At 65.9% G+C, this 19,058-nt stretch carries 14 protein-coding genes; 7 read left to right on the forward strand and 7 right to left on the reverse strand.

Going from position 1 to position 19,058, the window contains the following annotated elements:
- Window position 1: 1 nt before the first annotated feature.
- The 4 genes from CFR72_RS07985 (at window position 2) to CFR72_RS08000 (ending at window position 5,797) form a co-directional block, all read left to right on the forward strand.
- On the forward strand, window positions 2-2,284 hold the full coding sequence (locus CFR72_RS07985) for a ribonuclease R family protein (RefSeq protein WP_110913457.1): 2,283 nt from the start codon (window positions 2-4) through the stop codon (window positions 2,282-2,284).
- Window positions 2,281-3,999 (forward strand): S41 family peptidase, encoded by a 1,719-nt coding sequence (locus CFR72_RS07990; protein ID WP_110913458.1) that lies wholly within the window; start codon window positions 2,281-2,283, stop codon window positions 3,997-3,999. The genes CFR72_RS07985 and CFR72_RS07990 overlap by 4 nt, the downstream gene beginning before the upstream one ends.
- Window positions 4,000-4,064: 65 nt before the next feature.
- Entirely contained in the window at window positions 4,065-4,409 is a 345-nt protein-coding gene (locus CFR72_RS07995; RefSeq protein WP_171791326.1) for a DUF1491 family protein, read from the forward strand.
- A 245-nt stretch (window positions 4,410-4,654) separates the two neighbouring features.
- A complete protein-coding gene (locus CFR72_RS08000) occupies window positions 4,655-5,797 on the forward strand; it encodes an OmpA family protein (protein WP_167400332.1) in 1,143 nt (380 codons plus the stop codon).
- A gap of 155 nt (window positions 5,798-5,952) precedes the next feature.
- Here the strand turns inward: CFR72_RS08000 and cysK are convergent, their stop codons facing one another.
- Window positions 5,953-6,942, reverse strand: a complete 990-nt coding sequence (gene cysK, locus CFR72_RS08005) for a cysteine synthase A (RefSeq protein WP_110913459.1) — start codon at window positions 6,940-6,942, stop codon at window positions 5,953-5,955.
- Window positions 6,943-7,087: 145 nt separating this feature from the next.
- On the opposite strand from cysK, the gene CFR72_RS08010 reads away from it, so the two are divergent.
- The gene (locus CFR72_RS08010) at window positions 7,088-7,534 is read left to right on the forward strand and encodes an RrF2 family transcriptional regulator (protein ID WP_110913460.1); all 447 of its coding nucleotides are present in this window, start codon (window positions 7,088-7,090) and stop codon (window positions 7,532-7,534) included.
- 88 nt (window positions 7,535-7,622) lie between these two features.
- Here the strand turns inward: CFR72_RS08010 and CFR72_RS08015 are convergent, their stop codons facing one another.
- The gene (locus CFR72_RS08015; RefSeq protein ID WP_227744239.1) at window positions 7,623-8,021 is read right to left on the reverse strand and encodes an Ig-like domain-containing protein; all 399 of its coding nucleotides are present in this window, start codon (window positions 8,019-8,021) and stop codon (window positions 7,623-7,625) included.
- Window positions 8,022-8,404: 383 nt separating this feature from the next.
- On the opposite strand from CFR72_RS08015, the gene CFR72_RS08020 reads away from it, so the two are divergent.
- Entirely contained in the window at window positions 8,405-8,944 is a 540-nt protein-coding gene (locus CFR72_RS08020) for a hypothetical protein (protein ID WP_110913461.1), read from the forward strand.
- A gap of 188 nt (window positions 8,945-9,132) precedes the next feature.
- Window positions 9,133-11,163, forward strand: coding sequence for a DNA topoisomerase IV subunit B (gene parE / locus CFR72_RS08025; protein WP_110913462.1), 2,031 nt, complete (start codon window positions 9,133-9,135; stop codon window positions 11,161-11,163).
- A gap of 172 nt (window positions 11,164-11,335) precedes the next feature.
- On the opposite strand, the gene CFR72_RS08030 is transcribed toward parE, so the two are convergent.
- The 5 genes from CFR72_RS08030 to ileS all read right to left on the reverse strand — a co-directional run bounded on the left by CFR72_RS08030 (window position 11,336) and on the right by ileS (window position 19,022).
- A complete protein-coding gene (locus tag CFR72_RS08030; protein ID WP_110913463.1) occupies window positions 11,336-12,853 on the reverse strand; it encodes an NADH-quinone oxidoreductase subunit M in 1,518 nt (505 codons plus the stop codon).
- A gap of 153 nt (window positions 12,854-13,006) precedes the next feature.
- Entirely contained in the window at window positions 13,007-14,905 is a 1,899-nt protein-coding gene (gene mutL / locus CFR72_RS08035; protein ID WP_110913499.1) for a DNA mismatch repair endonuclease MutL, read from the reverse strand.
- A gap of 125 nt (window positions 14,906-15,030) precedes the next feature.
- Window positions 15,031-15,558, reverse strand: coding sequence for a DUF3035 domain-containing protein (locus CFR72_RS08040; protein ID WP_171791320.1), 528 nt, complete (start codon window positions 15,556-15,558; stop codon window positions 15,031-15,033).
- Window positions 15,559-15,615: 57 nt separating this feature from the next.
- Entirely contained in the window at window positions 15,616-16,122 is a 507-nt protein-coding gene (gene lspA / locus CFR72_RS08045) for a signal peptidase II (RefSeq protein ID WP_110913464.1), read from the reverse strand.
- A 26-nt stretch (window positions 16,123-16,148) separates the two neighbouring features.
- On the reverse strand, window positions 16,149-19,022 hold the full coding sequence (gene ileS / locus CFR72_RS08050; protein WP_110913465.1) for an isoleucine--tRNA ligase: 2,874 nt from the start codon (window positions 19,020-19,022) through the stop codon (window positions 16,149-16,151).
- Window positions 19,023-19,058 lie beyond the last annotated feature (36 nt).

Here is a 19,058-nt window from a genome sequence, read left to right on the forward strand (position 1 = left end):
GATGCGACAGCCGCGCTGGAACGACGCGGTGCCGGACATGCGAACCGACAGCACCCCCGACGGGCCGCGACCGATGCCCGACCGTGACAGCGTGCGGCAGTTCATCGCCAGTGCGAGCGGCCGCGTGGGCAAGCGCGAGATCGCGCGCGCCTTCGGCCTCGGGCCGGAGCACAAGGGCGCGATCCGCGACATGCTGCGTGACCTGGCACTTGAGGGCACGGTCGTTCCGGCGGGGGCGAAGCGCTTCCGCGTGTCCGACCGCCTGCCGGAATCGGCGGTGGTGCAGGTCACGGGCACGGACCCCGATGGCGATCCCATCGCCCGTCCCGTGGCATGGGCGCAGGAAGGGGCAAGCCCCGTCATCTTCATGCATGCCGAACCCCGTGGCCGTCCCGCGCTGGCGCCGGGGCAGCGCGTGGTCGCGCGCCTGAAGAAGATCGGGCCGGGCAAGTACGAAGGCCGCACCCTGCGCCGCCTTGACGATGCGCCGCCGCAGGTCGTGGGGCTTTACCGCGTAACACCCCCCGATGATCCCGACCTTGCCCGCACGCCCGCGCGCTACCGCGAGGCCGGGCGCCTGATCCCCGCCGACCGCCGTGCCCGCGCGCAGTGGAGCATCCCCGCGGGCGAGGCGATGGATACGCCGGACAACGAGATCGTCATCGCGACCCCGCTGCCGCAATCCGGCCCCGGCCTGCACCCGGCGCGCATCATCGAACGGATCGGCCCCGCCGACAGCGCACGCACCATCAGCCTGATGTGCGCCTGCGCCCACGACATCCCCCATGTCTTCCCCACCGAGGCCATACAGCAGGCCGACGCCGCGCGCGCCGTGCCCGCGACAGGGCGCGAGGACCTGCGCAATGTGCCGCTGGTCACCATCGACGGGGCGGATGCACGCGATTTTGATGATGCGATCTATGCCGAACCTGACGGCACGGGGTTTCGCCTGATCGTCGCGATTGCCGACGTGGCGTGGTATGTCCGCCACGGCAGCGCGCTGGACCGCGAGGCCCTGCGGCGCGGCAATTCCGTCTATTTCCCCGACCGCGTCATTCCCATGCTGCCCGAATCGCTGTCGAACGGGTGGTGTTCGCTACGCCCCGGGGAGGATCGGGGCTGCCTGTTCGTGGACATGCGGGTCGATGCCGGGGGGGCGGTCACGTCGCACCGCTTCGGCCGTGGCCTGATGCGCAGCGCCGCGCGCCTGACCTATGAACAGGCGCAGGCCGACTCCGAAGGGCACGGCGACAGCATCACCGCAGCCCTGCCCGACGGGATGGTCAGTTGCCTGTTTGCGGCATGGCGGGTGCTGGCCGCCGCGCGCGCACGGCGCGGCACGCTCGACCTCGACCTCGCGGAACGCAGGGTCATGCTGGATTCCTCGGGCCATGTGGAGGAGATCGGGCCGCGCATCCGCCTCGACAGCCATCGCGTGGTGGAGGAATTCATGATCGCGGCCAATGTCGCCGCCGCACGGGAACTGGAAAACCGACATTATCCGTGCCTTTATCGGATTCATGCCCCGCCTTCGCCCGAAAAGCTCGAGTCCCTGCGCGCCGCCCTCGCCACGCTCGACATACGCCTGCCGGCGGCCGGCATGATCGGGGCCTCGGACCTTGAGGGCGTGCTGCGCACGACGCGCGGCCTGCCATGTGCGCCACTGGTCAATGAACTGATCCTGCGCGCGCAGAACCAGGCGGAATACAGTCCGGACCCCATCGGGCATTTCGGCCTGACGCTGACGTCCTACGCCCATTTCACCAGCCCGATCCGCCGCTATGCCGACCTTGTGACGCATCGCGCGCTGATTGATGCGACCGGGCTGGAACGCGGCGGCCCGGACCATGGGCGCGCGGCGCTGGGACAACTGGAGGAAATCGGCCGCGCCGTCACCGCCACCGAACGCCGCGCCGCCGCCGCCGAACGCGACGCCATCGAACGCTATGCCGCGTCATGGCTGTCGGGGCGGGTCGGCACGGTCATGACGGGCCGTGTCACCGGCGTTTCACGTTTTGGCGTGTTCGTGACGCTGGACTCCACCGGCACGACCGGGCTGCTGCCGCACGGCGCGCTGCCGGTGGACCAGTGGCACCATGACGAGGTGACGCAGACCCTGTCGGGCCGCAATAGTGGGCTTTCCTTCCGGCTGGGACAGGAAACCGCAGTACGGCTGACCGAGGCCTCGACCCTGACGGGGGCGCTGGTGTTCGGCCTGCCCGAGGAGGTGGCCGGGGCGAACAGGCTCCCGCCGCGCACACATGCCCGCAGGCGGCGCGGATGAAACGCCGCTCCCTGCTGCCCCCCCTGCGCGCCATGGTGTCCGTCACCATCCTGCGCCCCCCGCGGGAGGACATGCCGCGCGGGCTGCGCATGATCCTGCAGGTGCCGCGCGATACGTTCATCATGATCCTGGTCGTCGCGCGCCTGACGACGGCGGCGCATGCCGATGACGCGCTGGTCTCGACCACGCCGGCCGCGCCCCCCCGGCCGCAGCCGGTACAGGCGACCGACGCCCCCGCGTCGGAGCATTTCGACCCCACGCTGACCTCCTCCGTCCTGCATGCCAGCCTGTCCTTCCTCCTGCCCCGCACGCTCGACAGCCATACGGTGCGCGATTTCAGCCTGTGGGGCCTGAACGGGCTGAGCGCGATCGACCCGTCGCTGACGGTAGAGGAGCAGCACGACATGCTGCACCTGTCGGTGGCGCAGCATACGGTCCTTGCGCTGGCCACGCCCGCCGCCGACGACCTTGCGGGCTGGACCGATGTCATCACCCGGATGATGCAGACCGCGTGGGACCGCTCCTCCGACATGCGCGCCACCGGGCAGGATGGCATGCTGCAGGGGTTCTTTGACGAACTGTTCAACCACCTCGACCCCTATTCCCGCTATGTCGCGCCCGACGCGGCGGTGTCCGACCGTGGCATCCGCACCGGCGGTACGGCGAGTGCGGGCCTGACGCTGGGGCTGGACCACCATGCGATCATCATCACGGCGGTGAACGCCAATGGCCCGTCATGGCCGACCGCGCTGTCGGCGGGACAGGTGATCTACGCCATCAATGGCCGCTCCACCCAGGACCGCACGGTGGAGGAGGTCAGCGCATGGCTGCAGGGACCGCCCGGCAGCCTCGTACGGCTGCTGGTCGCGGCACCCGGGCGACGGCGCATGACGGTCTCGGTCCGCCGGGAATCGGTCCCGCCGGAAACGGTCTTCGCCTATACCAGCGGCCATCACGTCGTCCTGCACATCACCGCATTTTCGGCCAACACCGCCGAGGAGATGAGCCAGTACCTTGATGAAGCGATGAGCATCGCGCATCTGAGCGGCCTGATCCTCGACCTGCGCGGCAATCGCGGCGGCGTGCTGCAGCAGGCGGTGACGACCTCGGCGCTGATGCTCGACCACGGGGTCGCGGCGATCACGCAGGGGCGCGACCCGCAGGCCAACCATGTCTGGGCGGTGCAGGGTGGCGACATGACCAATGGCCTGCCGATCGTCATCCTTGTCGATGGCCGTACCGCCAGTGCCGCGGAAATCCTGGCCGCCGCCCTCGCGGACCAGAAGCGCGCGGTCGTCGTCGGCAGCGCGACCCTGGGCAAGGGGCTGGTGCAGACGATCGGGCAGATGCCCAATGGCGCGGAACTGTTCGTGACGTGGAGTCGGGTGCTCGCCCCGCTGGGATGGCCGCTGCAGGGGCTTGGCGTCATGCCGCAGATCTGCTCCAGCCTTGGCGAAGCCAGCCTTGAGCGCCAGCTTCAGGACCTTGCCGAAGGGAACGCGGAAAGCGCCACATGGGTGTGGGCGTCGCGGCAGGCGCGCTATCCCATGGAGGTGTCGCGCACACTGGCGATCCGCAAATCCTGCCCGGCGGCGATCGGCACGGACAACGACCTTGATGCCGCGCATTCGCTGCTGGACAACCCCGAGGAATACCGCGCGGCGCTGGCGACCATTCCCGAAGACCACGCGATCCCCCCCGCCCATGCGGAATAGGGGTCGCAATATATTGTGTTATTCCTGCATGCCTCCCTTTGTATTTATGCAAAACTGGAACAGTCATGATGGATGAAGAACCCAGGCTGCGCACCGCGATCTGGGTCAGCGCGATGCTGCGCCAGGCCAGTCTGACGGGGAATCCTGCCGTTGTGCTGCATCGTGGCGACGCGGACGCGGGCGGCGTGGTGGTGGTGTTGCGTGACCGTCACGACGCGATGTCTGTACTGGCACAGACGCGTGCCCCCGATGGACGGCGGGCATGGTTCCGTGCTACAGGAGAGGCGGCCGTGGATCAGGCCGCCGTGGATGCGTATGTTGAACGGCAGAGGAAACGCGATCCCGATCTGTGGGTTGTGGAATTCGAGACGCCTGATCTGGCGCCACCATTTGAGGCAAGGCTGATATGAAGCGCGTGATCTTGCAAAGGTAACAAAGCGTCATCGAATACGCTGTGATGTGTGACATCTCGCACACAGTTGAAAATGACAGTAGGTCATGCCGCCGAAAGCGGCAGTATGGTCACCGCTTATGGATTGTCAGGGTGCGCATCTTTCCGCAAAAGAATGCACAGACTGACCGCCCAGAGGAACATGGCACGTTCACCCGACCGGGCAACATGTTGGAAATGGCCCGTCGAAGGGAGAAGAAGAGTATGAATCTGCGGTACGGACTGCTTGCAGGGTCTTTATTGGCTGGCTCGGTTACCCTGGGCTCCGTGCTTGTATCGGTTCCAGCATTCGCACAGCCCGTTCAGGGCCTGTACATGGCAGGTGAAGGCGGTGCCAGCCTGCCGCAGGGACAGGTCGTGCGCCATTCCGACGCACGTGACAAGTACAGCCCCGGTGACATCGGGGTCGGCAGTATCGGCTATGGTCTGGGCAATGGCTTCCGTGTCGAGCTTGAAGGTCATTTCCGGCATAACAACCTCGAATCCCTTGGCTCGACAGGTGGGAAATACAACGCCCACACCAATGGACGGCAGGAAGAATCCGGCCTGATGGCCAATGCGCTGTTCGACCTCGACATCGGCAAAAGCTGGCTGTTCCCGTATTTCGGCGCGGGCATCGGCTATGGCTGGCAGAACATGAACGCGCTCATCACCGGCAATTATCAGGGGCAGGCCTACAGCCAGCATGTCGGCGGGACGTACGGCAACTTCGCCTATCAGGGGATCTTTGGCCTTGCCTTCCCGATTCCCTGGGCGGTCGGGCTGTCGGCCACGGCGGAATACCGGTTCTGGACAATGCTGGGGCCGCAATCCCACCATTCCGTCATCTCCGGCCCTGCCACGGCGGCGCTGAATTCGGATTACGGGTTCCGCAACGGCAACCGCGACACGCGCACGGACTTCAACCATTCGCTGATGCTGGGCCTGCGGTATGAATTCAATCCCGCGCCGCCGCCACCGCCGCCCGTCACCACGCCCGCAGCCCCCGCGCCGGTGGAAAACCGCACCTATCTCATCTTCTTCGACTGGGACAAGAGCACGCTGACCGATCGGGCGCGCGCCATTGTCGCCGTCGCGGCGCAGGCATCGACCAACACGCAGACCACCCGGATCGAGGTCAACGGCTATACCGACAATTCCGCCAGCCATCCGGGGCCGCAGGGCGAACATTACAACCAGGAACTTTCCCTGCGCCGCGCCCAGACCATCAAGGCGGAACTGGTGCGTGATGGCGTGCCCGGCCCGTCGATCGACATCCATGGCTTTGGCGACGCCAATCCGCTGGTTCCCACCGGCCCCAACACGCGTGAGGCGCAGAACCGCCGCGTGGAAATCATCCTGCACTGATCCCCGCCCACATCCCCCTCTGGTGGGAATTGCGGACATGAAAAAGGCGGCCCCATTTCCGGGAGCCGCCTTTTTCATGTCCGGTTCAGGGAACGCTGCCTTTCCAGTCCGAAAGGCGGCCCCCAAAAAACTTTCACCCGTTTTCAGACACCCCTTCAGACAAGGCCGTTGAACAGCGACGTGGAGAGGTAACGCTCCGCAAAGGACGGGGCGATGGTGACAATCGTCTTGCCCGCGTTTTCAGGCATCTGGGCCAGTTGCATGGCCGCATGCAGCGCCGCACACGACGAGATCCCCACCGGCACGCCATCAAGGCGCGCGCATCGCCGTGCCGCGGCGATCGACTCCCGCTCCGACACCGTCATGATGCCGTCGAGGCTGTGCAGGTCGAGCGTATGGGGGCAGAAACCGGGGCCGATCCCCTGGATGCCGTGCGGGCCGGGTTCGTCACCGTTCAGGACGGCGCTTTCGACCGGTTCGACGCCAAAGACCTGCAATCCCTTCTTGCGCGGCTTCAGGCCATGGGCAATGCCGCTTGCGGTGCCCCCGGTGCCGACACCGGCGACGACAATATCGACCTCGCCACGCGTATCGACCCAGATTTCCTCCGCCGTGGTGGCGGCATGGATGGCGGGGTTGGCGGGATTGTCGAACTGGCGCGGCATCCATGCGCCGGGCGTGTTCTTCAGGATCGCCTCCGCCCGGGCGATCGCCCCCGCCATGCCAAGGCGCGCGGGCGTCAGTTCCAGTTGCGCATCCAGAAGGCGCAGCATCTTGCGCCGCTCGACTGACGCCCCTTCGGGCATGGTGACGATCAGGCGGTATCCCCGCGCCGCCGCGACAAAGGCCAGCGAGATCCCGGTATTGCCCGATGTCGGTTCCACCAGCGTCGTCTTGCCCGGCGTGATTTCCCCGCGCCGTTCGGCATCCATCACCATCGCGGCGCCGATCCTGTCCTTGACCGAACCAAGGGGATTGAAAAACTCCAGCTTCATCAGCAGGCGGCTTTTCAGTTCGTCCTCGCGCATCAGGTGGGGCAGTTCCACCAGTGGCGTTCCGCCGACCGTCTCTGTAATCGACCCGTACACCCTGCCGCGTGGCTGGGCGAAGCCGAATGTCATATCCTGGTCGGTCGAATCATTCATACGTCGGACTCCTGTTGGTGGGATCATTGTGGATCGTGCCCCCTGACATAATCCACTGTCACGATGAACAGAAGCGTGGATTATCCGGGCAATTGCTGATAAATTCACCGCCAGCTACTTTGTTTCACAAACGGGACCGTACGATATGCTTCTTCGGTGTGACAGGACGATGATCGCAATACTGATCATGCTTGACGTGGCATTTCATGCGGGACGCAACGGAACCGTCAGCGCAGCGGACATCGCCGACCGCGCGAACCTTGCCCGGCGCGGGATCGAACCGCTGTTGCAGACACTGTCACGTTCAGGCCTGCTGGAAAGCATCCGTGGCCCGCGCGGGGGCTATCGCCTTGGCCGTCCGCGGCGTGACATCCTGCTGTCGGATGTGCTGGAGGTGGTGACGGCGGACGAATCCACCGATGGCGGCCCCACGGGCCAGCTTTTCGAGAAGGTGATCGAGCCGTGCTGGAAGGAGCTTGACGACATGGTTGAAAAACGATGCCGCAAGCTGACGCTCGATGACCTGGTGAAGCGGGCGGAACATAGCGGCATGCGCCGCCCCCTGCCCGAACCGATCACCTTTTCCATCTGAGCCATGCTGCCCCCCCTGCACCGGGGGGGACGGGCGCATCCGCCGCGTGCTGCCGCGGATGCCTGTGGTCACAAATCAGTGAGCCGCGTTATTTCGCCGCCGTGCCGACGCCCGGTGCCTCGACATGCGCCGTGATGTTCAGCGTATCGCGCGGTTCCTTTTCCCCACGGATCAGTTGCACACGGAACGTATCATTGCCGGCGTACGCCGTGTTGGGCGTATAGGTCACATAAGTGTGATCGTTATAGTTGTAGATGAAGGCCTTGCCATGTTCCGGCGCGGGCGACACCCCGAAGGAAGCATAGGCACGGCCATCGGGCTTGCGCACCTCTACCGCGCAGTAGCCGTCATCGCTGCGCACCTGCATCGTGGTGGCCTGCGTATCCTTGCCCGTGGTCGTCAGCGGGTCCACATGGCACAGGCCCGACACCTTCATGTAGTTGTAGGGGTTGGGGGGGCCGCCGAGATTCACAGCCGGCTTGTTCATACATCCGGCGAGCAGAACGCCCGTCGTCATCATCATTGCAGACAGTCGCAGTCGCACTCGATCAGCTCCGCTCTCTAATAATCGTATCCATCCGGCATGCCCGCCCGGCCCGAACGCACCCGGCGCGGGACACATGCAAGGCGGACTGCCACCGCCCCGCTCTAGAGCAACATGGCCGCAGGCGAAAGACCTATCCTTGGTGCACACGAGTCGGTGACCATGACGACAGGGCATGCACTTTTTTTGTCCGGGGGCATGTCCCCTCCCTTTTGGCCGATATCCGATTAGGGTATAGAGCCTTTCAGCATTTCAATTCTGCCGGTTCATGTGGGGCTCCACGGATCCGGCGACACCCACGCCGCAAGATCTGGAGAACCGTCCTGATGTCTTTGTCCTTTTGGCGCGCCGCGGCCGCTGGCCTGGCTCTTGCCGGTCTTGTCAATTCCGGCCATGCGCTGGCCGCAGGTCCCTGCTCCCACTCCCCCGCGCACGAGGCATTCGACGTGCAGGGCCTCAAGAGTGAACTGATGGTCACCGCGCTTTCGTGCGGCGCGCAGGACAAGTACAATAGCTTCGTCACCAAGTTCCGCCCCAAGCTGGCGAACGAGGAAAAGGTCCTGACGTCCTATTTCCACACCACCTATGGCCGCAGCGCGCAGCGCCAGCATGACGACTACATCACGCAGCTTGCGAACGTGCAGTCCGAGCGCGGGCTGAAATCCGGCACCGCCTTCTGCCAGCAGCGCCTGTCGATGTTCGACGAAGTGCAGGTCCTCGACAGTGCCGCGGACCTGTCGAACTATGCGCAGGCAAAGGACATCCTGCAGCCCGCCTCCTACCTGACCTGCACGGCGCCGAACCATCCCGCGCCCGCGGCCGCGCGTTCCACCACGCGCTCCACACGCCGCACGGTGCGTAGCTGATAACGGGTCGCTGATACGGGCACGCCCGGCGGCAATGGCGCAAGATCGCCATGGTGCGAACTGAAAAGGAAGGCCGGTCCATGCGTCCGGCCTTTTTTGCGTGCATCCCCCGGCGCATCGGGCATTATTGCCGCGCGCAGGCATCCCGGTCTTGACATCCCACGGTCCGAAGGCACAAAGAACAGTTCATGAACGACGATCTTTTCTCCAAGCCCGCAGCCCAACGCCGGACGCAGGCGCGCAAATCCCGCGCCCCCGCTGACACCCCACGGGCCGGGAGCGAAGATTACGACGCCAGCGCGATCGAGGTGCTGGAGGGGCTGGAGCCTGTGCGCCGCCGCCCCGGCATGTATATCGGCGGCACGGATGAAACCGCCTATCACCACCTGGCGTCCGAAATCCTCGATAATGCGATGGACGAGGCCGTGGCGGGCCATGCCTCGGTCATCGATGTGTCGCTGGAGGCCGGGAACTGGCTCACGATCCGCGATAACGGGCGCGGCATCCCGGTCGATCCCCACCCCAAATTCCCGCAGCGTTCCGCGCTGGAGGTCATCCTGACGACGCTGCATGCGGGGGGCAAGTTCTCCGGCAAGGCCTATGCCACCTCCGGCGGTCTGCATGGCGTGGGATCGTCGGTGGTCAACGCCCTGTCCGCCCGCATGGAGGTGGAGATCGCGCGCGACCGCACGCTGTGGCAGCAGGTCTATGAACGCGGCGTCCCGCTTGGCCCGGTCGAAGAGGTCGGCCCGACGCAGAACCGGCGCGGCACGCAGATCCGCTTTGTCCCCGACCCGCAGATTTTCGGCAAGCTCTACTTCTCGCCACTGCGCCTGTACCGGCTGTGCCGGTCCAAGGCGTTCCTGTTCCGTGGCGTGACCATCCGCTGGTCATGCGATCCGTCGCTGATCAAGGGCACGGACGTCCCGGCGGAGGCCGTGCTGCATTTCCCCGGCGGCCTGGCCGACAGCCTGCGGGACGAACTGGGCAATACCGCGCTGCTGACGGATATCTGGGCCGGGGATGCGGACCTGCCGACCACGGCGGATGGCGAAAGCACCGGGCGCATGGAATGGGCCATCGCGTTTGTCGAACGCGGCACGACGGGGCTGTCGTCCTACTGCAACACCATTCCCACCCCCAATGGCGGCACGCATGAAACCGGCTTTCGCACGGCCCTGACCAAGGGGCTGCGCAACTGGGGGGAGCAGCGCTCCAACAAGCGTGCGGCCACGATCAATGCCGATGACATCATGGGCCTGATCTCCGCCAAGCTGTCGGTCTTCATCCGTGATCCGCAGTTCCAGGGCCAGACCAAGGAGAAGCTGACCAGCAGCGAGGCCAGCCGCCTTGTGGAGACGGCGCTGCGGGACCGTTTCGACCACTGGCTGGCGGGCAACCCGCCGCAGGCGGACAACCTGCTGGCTGTGGTGATCGAGCGCGCGGAAGAGCGCCTGCGCCGCAAGGAGATGAAGGACACCCCGCGCAAGAGTGCGACGCGCCGCCTTCGCCTGCCAGGGAAGCTGACGGACTGCACCCGCGAAAACGCCGCCGAGACGGAAATCTTCCTCGTGGAGGGGGATTCGGCAGGCGGTTCCGCCAAGCAGGCGCGCAACCGCGAGACACAGGCCGTCCTGCCGCTGCGTGGCAAGATCCTCAACGTCGCCAGCGCCTCGGCGGAGAAACTGCGCGCCAACCAGGAACTGCGCGACCTGGTGGAGGCACTGGGCTGCGGCATTGGCGAACGCTTTGACGCCAGCCGCCTGCGCTATGGCCGCATCATCATCATGACGGACGCCGACGTGGATGGTGCGCATATCGCGTCACTGCTGATGACGTTCTTCTATCGCGAACTGCCCGCGCTGATCCGGGGCGGGCATCTCTATCTTGCGCAGCCTCCGCTTTATCGCCTCACGCAGGGGGGCAAGACGGTCTATGCGATGGATGATGCCGACCGCGAACGCAGGCTGAAGCGCGAGTTCAAGCCCAATGCGAAAGTCGAGGTCTCACGCTTCAAGGGGCTTGGCGAAATGCCGCCATCCGACCTGAAACAGACGACCATGGACCCGAAGCACCGCACGCTGCTGAAGGTCGTGACCCCGATGGAGGACAGCAACCTGACACGCGAACGGGTTGAACACCTGATGGGGCGCAAGCCCGAACTGCGTTTCCAGTTCATCCAGGAACATGCGCGACAGGTGGAAAACCTCGATATCTAAGACGACGGACTGCCTTTAGATTCCAAAAGTTTTTGGTGAAGCTTTTTCCAAAAAGCTTCAAAAGACGCCGCATTTTTCGATCAAAAGGCGGCACCCAAAAACTTTTATCCGTAAAAAAAGGACGCCCCACCCGGCGATACGGTGGCGGCGTCCTTTTTTCCTTGGAGCAGCCCTACCCGGCGGCGGTCCGCACCACGGGCGCCACGCTGTCGGAGGCCACGACCGGCGCAGGCTGCACGAGGCTTGTGACCGTGGGGTTGAACACCCGCAGGAACGTGCCCGGATGGATGCCCATCCACAGCGTCACCACCGCAAGCGGCACCAGCACCGCAAGTTCCGGCCCCGTCAGGTCCCGCAGCAGGGCGACCATGCCGCCCGCCGCCTGCCCGAACATCACGCGGCGATACAGCACCAGCATGTAGACCGCGCCGAGGATCATGCTCGACCCGCCAAGGAACGCCAGCCAGAAGGAGACGTGGATCGCGCCGACCATCACCAGCAGTTCACCCACGAACGCCCCGGTGCCCGGCAGGCCGATATTGGCCATCACGAACAGCATCGTCAGCGTGGCGAGCACCGGCATCTTGTGCGCCACCCCGGCAAAGGCCGAGATTTCGCGCGTTTCCGCCCGCCACGACACGGCGGAGACACAGAAGAACAGCGCCGCGATCACGATGCCATGCGACAGCATCTGGAAGATCGCGCCATCAATCCCCTCCGGCGTCAGGGTGAACAGGCCGATCGCGATCACCCCCATGTGGGAGAAGGAGGAATAGGCAATCACCCGCTTCATGTCCGTCTGCGCCAGCGCGATGATGGCGGCATAGATGACGGCCACGACACCCAGCGTCAGGACATAGGGCGCGAACACCCGCGCCGCGTCGGGGAACATCAGCACGCCAAAGCGCAGCAGTCCATAGGCCCCGGCCTTCGACAGCACGCCCGACAGCATGACGGAGGCAGGCGTCGGGGCCTCGGTATAGGCATCGGGCAGCCACGCATGCAGCGGGAACAGCGGCAGCTTCACCCCGAACGCCAGGATGAACCCGGCCAGCAGCCAGCCCTGCATCGAATGGGAGAAGGTGGTGTGCTGCAATGTCGGGATATCGGTGGTGCCCGCCACATTCCACATCACCAGCAGCGCGACCAGCATGAACAGCGACCCGCCAAAGGTGAACAGGAAGAACTGTAGCGAGGCCCAGACCCGCTTCGGTCCACCCCACACCCCGATCATCAGGCTGCCGGGCAGGAGCGTCGCCTCGTAAAAGACATAGAACAGCACGAGGTCCAGTGCGGAAAACAGGCCGATCAGCGTGGTTTCCAGCAGCAGCATCGCGACCATGTAGTCACGCACCCGCGTATTCACCAGCTTCCACCCGCCAATGATGGCAAGCGGGGTGAGGAAGGTGGACAGCAGCACGAACATCAGGCTGATGCCATCGACGACCGCATGGTACGACACGCCAAAGGCGGAGGCCCATGATGCGCGCTGCTCGAACTGCACCCCGGCATGGGTGGGATCGAACTGCGCCCACATCACCAGGGACAGGACGAACACGATCGCACTGGTCCACAGCGCCACCCAGCGCGCGGAGGTTTCGACCGCTTCGGTCGTACCTCGCGTCAGCATGATGGCCAGAACGCCCCCTAGGGGCAGATATGTGACGAGGGAAAGCAGGATCGGGTGCACGTCAGTCTCATCGCCATGAAAGGATGGACCGAACTTAGGGACATTACGGAAATGAAATCCAGCCGCCCGCCGCTCACGTTCTGCCGAGCAGCCCGCCCCGGCACCCCTTACACACCGCCCGCGCGCACCGGAATGGCGGGGTGCGCCATGGGTTCAGCGGCGTCCGAACATCCGCTCCAGATCGCCTTTTTCCAGCTTCAGCCATGTCGGGCGACCATGTGAACAGGTCCCGGCGCGGGGGGTTTTCTCCATGTCACGCAGCAGGGCGTTCATTTCCTCGTGTGTAAGGCGCCGGCCCGCGCGCACGCTGCCATGGCAGGCCATGCGCGCGATGATCGCATCCAGCCGCCCGTCGATCGCCTGCGCCTGCGCGGGGGCCAGCAGTTCGTCTTCGGCCAGTTCCTCCGCCAGGTCGCGCAGCATCGCCGCCGCATCCCCACCGCCCAGCAGCGCGGGCACGGTGCGCACCATCACGGCATCACCCCCGAAGGCGTCGATCTCGAGTCCCAGCGCAGACAGCGTATCGGCAAAGGACACCAGCAGGTCGGCCTGCCCCCGCCGCATGGTCACAACCTCGGGCAGGAGCAGGCGCTGGGCACGGATTTCCCCGCCAAGATACTGCGCACGCAGCCGTTCATGCGTCAGGCGTTCATGGGCCGCATGCTGGTCCACCAGCACAAGTTCCCCGCGCGCCGTCTGGGCAAGGATATAGGTATCCAGCACCTGCGCCACGGCCGCCCCAAGGGGAAAATCGGCTGCCGCTTCGCCATGGGACTCGGGGCGGGACGCTGCGGGGATATCCGCTTCGGACCATGCGACGGTGCGGCGCGCGCCCGGTGCGGCATCCATCAGCGGCAGGCGGCGTTCCGCCACGCCTTCGGCCATGACCGGCGGCGCATCGGGCAGGTCGTCCGGGGATGGGGGCGCATGGGCCGGGATGTCCTGACCGGACGAGGCCGCCGCGGGTTCCGGCGGATACCAGATGCGCGCCCCGCTGCTGCCACGTGACTGCAACAGGCCGGGCCGCACGCCTGCAACGCCCGCGCCGATTCCCAATGCCCGGCCCAGCGAACCGATGACCAGCGCCCGTACGGCCGACGCATCCGCGTAACGCAGTTCGGTCTTGGCGGGATGGACGTTCACGTCCACCTGTTCGGGCGGGATCTGCAATGACAGGGCCACGACGGCATGGCGGCCATGTTCCATGACGTTGCGATAGGCCACGCGCACCGCCGTACGCAGCACCGGGTCCACCACCGGACGCCCGTTGACCAGCAGCAACTGCCCGTTGGCCGTCGCGCGATGCACCGATGGCGCACAGATATAGCCCGACAGGCGCAGGTCGCCGCGTTCGCCCTCCACCGGGATCAGGCCATCGGCCTGCCCCGCCTCAAGGATGGCCGCCGCCCGCGCCGCCATGTCCTGCGCCGGGAGGTCGAGGACCACGCGCTGGTCGAACTGCAGGCGGAAGGCCACATGCGGGGCCGACAGGGCAAGGCGGCGGACCGTGTTTTCCGCATGCCCAGATTCCACGCGCGCGCTCTTGAGGAACTTGCGCCGCGCGGGGGTGGCGAAAAACAGGTCCTCCACCACCACGCGGGTGCCCGCGACCCCGGCACAGGGACGTGGCTCCTCCACCCGTCCCCCTTCCACGCGGATCGACCATGCGGTGGGCGCGCCATGCGGGCGTGACGTGACACTCAGCCGCGCTGCCGCCCCGATCGACGGCAGTGCCTCCCCCCGGAAGCCAAGGGTGGAGATCCGCACCAGTGTCTCGTCCGACAGCTTGGAGGTGCAGTGACGCTCCACCGCAAGGCGCAGGTCCTCCGGCGTCATGCCACACCCGTCGTCCGTCACCTCGATCCGTTCGATCCCGCCCTGCTCCAGATGGACCGAAATCCGCCGCGCCCCGGAATCGAGCGCGTTTTCCACAAGTTCCTTCAGCGCCGCCGCCGGACGTTCGATCACTTCGCCCGCCGCGATGCGGTTGACGACCCGTTCGGACAGGCGACGGATCACAGGACGATCCGGGGAGGGGGAATGTTCGGTCATGGCGATATCATGGACATCCCGTGCCCCCGCCGCCACCCCTTGCAGGTGGAACGGAAGGACGGGGTGGCATTCATCAGGTCAGGAATGGCCGGGCGGGATGGTCCCGGCCCGCCCATCGCGACGGGTTATTTCTTGGGCGGGGCGGCCACGGTCGGGGTCGCGCCCTGCGTCAGGTTGCGGCCCAGCGCCGAATCCTCCCGCAGGCGGGCATTCTCGGCCTTCGCATTGACCACGCTGCCGGCGCCACCGCCATGCCAGAACATCAGGCGATCGACAAAGCTGGTGCCCGCCTTGCCCAGTTCGCCGTTATCCGGCGCGTTGGAGGCTTCCTTCGCCTCCCCCACCAGCGCGGTCTGGCCGGGGCTGTCATCGCCATACGTGCCCTGCAGCGCGACATTGGGCGACAGGGTTTCAAGCGCCTGCATGCGCGGGTTGGAATCCTGCGCGCGCTGGATCGCCACGCTGCTTGGCGCGCCCAGTTCGTCCGAAGGCGGCATCGACAGCGGCGTGCGGGTCGTTACGGTATATTCGTCGGGCATGCTGCGTTCGAGGCCGAACGCGCGTGAAACGTCCCCCCCCGAACACCCGGTCAGGGAAAGACCACCCGTGGTGACCAGCGCAAGAGTAAGGGTTCTGAAAGCCGTGGATGCCATGATTCGCCTCTTACCGCCCCTGCAACAGTTAGACAAGCACCGCTTTGACATTCTGTCCTATCCCCTGTCGCGATCGAGAAGATTATCAATGATCAGCACGGCCACGCCGCAGTCTATCGCCGCATCGGCAAGGTTGAACACCGGCCAGGACCACCCATAGGCATGCAGGTGCACGAAATCCACCACGGCCCCGAACTGCAGCCTGTCGATGACATTACCCACGGCGCCACCCATGATCGCACCCAGCGCACCCGCCACCCACGGGCGCGGCGTGCGCGCCGCCCACAGGCCCAGCAGCACGACGATGAACAGCGCCACGACCGAGAAGATGATGCGCCCGGCGCTGCCCGCGCCGCCCAGCATCCCGAACGTGATGGCATGGTTCCAGACCATGGTGAAATTCAGCCCCGGCATCAGGGCGACGCTCTGCCTGTCCGGCAGGTCGTAGCCATGGAGCATCCAGTGCTTGCTCCCCTGGTCAAGGGCGAGGACAAGGCAGAAGAACAGCACCGTCCACCCCACCCTGCTGACCCTGCGCCGGCGTCGCGGCGCAGGGTCCAGCATGCCAGATCCTGACATGATGGACGAACTCACGCCCGGCCCTGCACCACGTCCGCGCACCGCAGGCACAGTTGCGGGTGGGCGGACACGGTGCCGACTTCCTCCAGCACCTTCCAGCAGCGTGCGCATTTGTGTCCCGGCGCCGCGCGGATGACGGGACCGCCATGCGGCGCGCCCTGCGCATCGGTGGTGGTGTCGAGGTAGATCGAAGCGCTGCCCGCCTCGATGTCCACGTCAACCTGGGAGACGATGGCCAGTTCGCACCAGTCCACCTCGCCAAAGGTTGCGGCCTCGTCCTCCGACAGGGGCAGCGTCACCGCTGCCTGCAGGGACGATCCCACCACGCCGTCGCGGCGCGCGGCCTCGATCTCGGTCGTGATGATGCGCCGCACCCCGCGCAGCGTGGCCCAGCGATCCTCCAGCGCAGGCTGGTGCCACTGCGCCGGCAGGTCGGGGAACGGCTGGAGATGGATGCTCTGCGTATTGCCCGGCCGCGCCAGCCACGCTTCCTCCGCCGTGAAGACCAGCACCGGAGCCAGCCATGCGCACAGGCAGCGGTGCAGGTGGTCAAGCACCGTGCGCGCCGCCCGCCGCTTCAGGCTGCTGGCGGCATCGCAGTAGATCGTGTCCTTGCGCACGTCGAAATAGAATGCCGAAAGGTCGGCGGCGCAGAAACCGTGCAGCGCGGGATAGACGCCCACCCATTCATGCGTCTCCACCGCGCGCGCCACCAGGCCGCCCAGTTCGCACATCCGATGCAGCACCCAGCGCTCAAGCTCCGGCAGGTCGTCATAGGCGACGCGCTCCTCTTCCGAAAAGCCGTCGAGCGCGCCGAGCAGCCAGCGCAGCGTGTTGCGCAGGCGGCGGTAAAGCTCGCCCTGCTGCTTGAGGATGTCCTTGCCGATGCGCAGGTCCTCGTTGGTGTCGGAGTTCATGACCCACAGGCGCAGGATATCCGCACCGAGCGAGTCATTGACATCCTGCGGCGCGATGACATTGCCCAGCGACTTGGACATCTTGCGGCCCTGCTCATCAAGGACAAAGCCGTTGGTCACCAGCGCGCGGAACGGCGCGACACCCTTCGTCCCCACGCTTTCGAGCAGCGAGGACTGGAACCAGCCACGATGCTGGTCCGACCCTTCGAGGTAGACATCGGCGGGGAACGGCATGTCGCCATGGCCCAGCACGAAGGCATGGGTGGAGCCGCTTTCGAACCACACATCGACGATATCGAACACCTGTTCGTAATCATCGGGGTTGCGCCCTTCGCCAAGGAAGCGCGACGCGGGCGAGGCATACCACGCATCCGCGCCCTCGGCCGCAAACGCATCGACCACGCGCTTCATCACCGCGGCATCGCGCAGGACCTCGCCCGTGCGCTTCTCCACGAACACGGCAATCGGCACGCCCCATGCGCGCTGGCGGCTGATGCACCAGTCGGGGCGTCCCTCCACCATGGAGGTCAGGCGGTTGCGCGACTGCGCCGGGACGAACGTCACGTCATCGAGCGCCCTGAGCGCACGTTGCCGCAGCGCGCCTTCGCCATCCATGCGGATGAACCATTGCGGCGTCGCGCGATAGATGATCGGCGCGCGCGACCGCCATGAATGCGGATAGGAATGGACCAGCGTCGCCCGCGCGACCAGCCCGGCCGGGGTCTGCCCGGCGCCTGCCGTGCGGCGCATGACCTCCTCCAGCGCGGTGCAGACAGGCTCCGCCGCCTTGAAGACATGGTTGCCCGCGAACAGCGGCACCCAGTCGGCATAGCGCCCGTCATCCATCACCAGTTCGGTGATCTCCAGCCCATGCTGGCGCCCAAGGTTGAAGTCGTCCTCGCCATGTGCCGGGGCGGTATGGACCAGGCCCGTGCCCGCCTCGGTCGTGACATGCCCGCCCGGCAGCATCGGGACGTCGAAGTCATAGCCCTGCCCGCGCAGCGGATGGGCGCAGACGGCCCCCGCCAGCGCGCTGCCCGGCAGGGTATAGAGGACGTGATGCGCGCTGATGCCCGCGGCGGTGCAGAACGGCTCGATCAGGTCCTCGGCCACCAGCACCTTCGATTCCGGCTCCAGCAGGGCGCCGTCGGCCACGTCATCGACCCGCACCACGGCATAGGTGATGTCCGGGCCATAGGCGATGGCGCGGTTGGCCGGGATCGTCCATGGCGTCGTGGTCCAGATGACCGCCGCCACGTCCTCCAGCGCATGGGCCGGGGTGGGGTCGTGGATGATGGGGAAGGCCACGTGGATCGCGGTGGATTCATGGTCGCGATATTCGATCTCCGCCTCGGCCAGGGCGGTCTTTTCCACCGGGCTCCACATCACCGGGCGCAGGCCGCGATACAGCAGGCCGTTGAGCAGGAACTTGCCGATCTCCCCCGCGATCGCCGCCTCGGAGGAGAAATCCATCGTGGCGTAACGGCGCGCCCATTCCGCCTGCACGCCAAGGCGGCGGAATTCGGCGGCCTGGATATCCAGCCATTTCTGTGCATAGGCGCGACATTCGGCGCGGAACTGCAGGACGGGCACGCTGTCCTTGTCCTGCCCGCGCTTGCGGTATTCCTCCTCGATCTTCCATTCGATCGGCAGGCCGTGGCAGTCCCAGCCCGGCACGTAATGGATGCCGTAGCCCGACATGCGGTGCGCGCGGTTGATGACGTCCTTGAGGATCTTGTTCAGGGCATGGCCGATATGGAGGTGGCCGTTGGCGTAAGGAGGGCCATCATGCAGCATGAAGACCTGACGCCCCTGCGCCTGCGCGAACAGGCTGTCGTCAAGCTTCTCCGCCGCCCAGCGCTCCAGCATCTCGGGCTCCCGCTTCGGCAGGCTGCCGCGCATGGGAAAGGAGGTGGTGGGAAGAAACACCGTCTCCCGGTAGAGATCCTGTGGTTTTGACTCGGTCATGACCCTGTTTTCTGACTGCTTGATCCAAAGAAACAT

This window comes from Gluconacetobacter entanii, assembly GCF_003206495.1.
Lineage (GTDB): Bacteria > Pseudomonadota > Alphaproteobacteria > Acetobacterales > Acetobacteraceae > Novacetimonas > Novacetimonas entanii.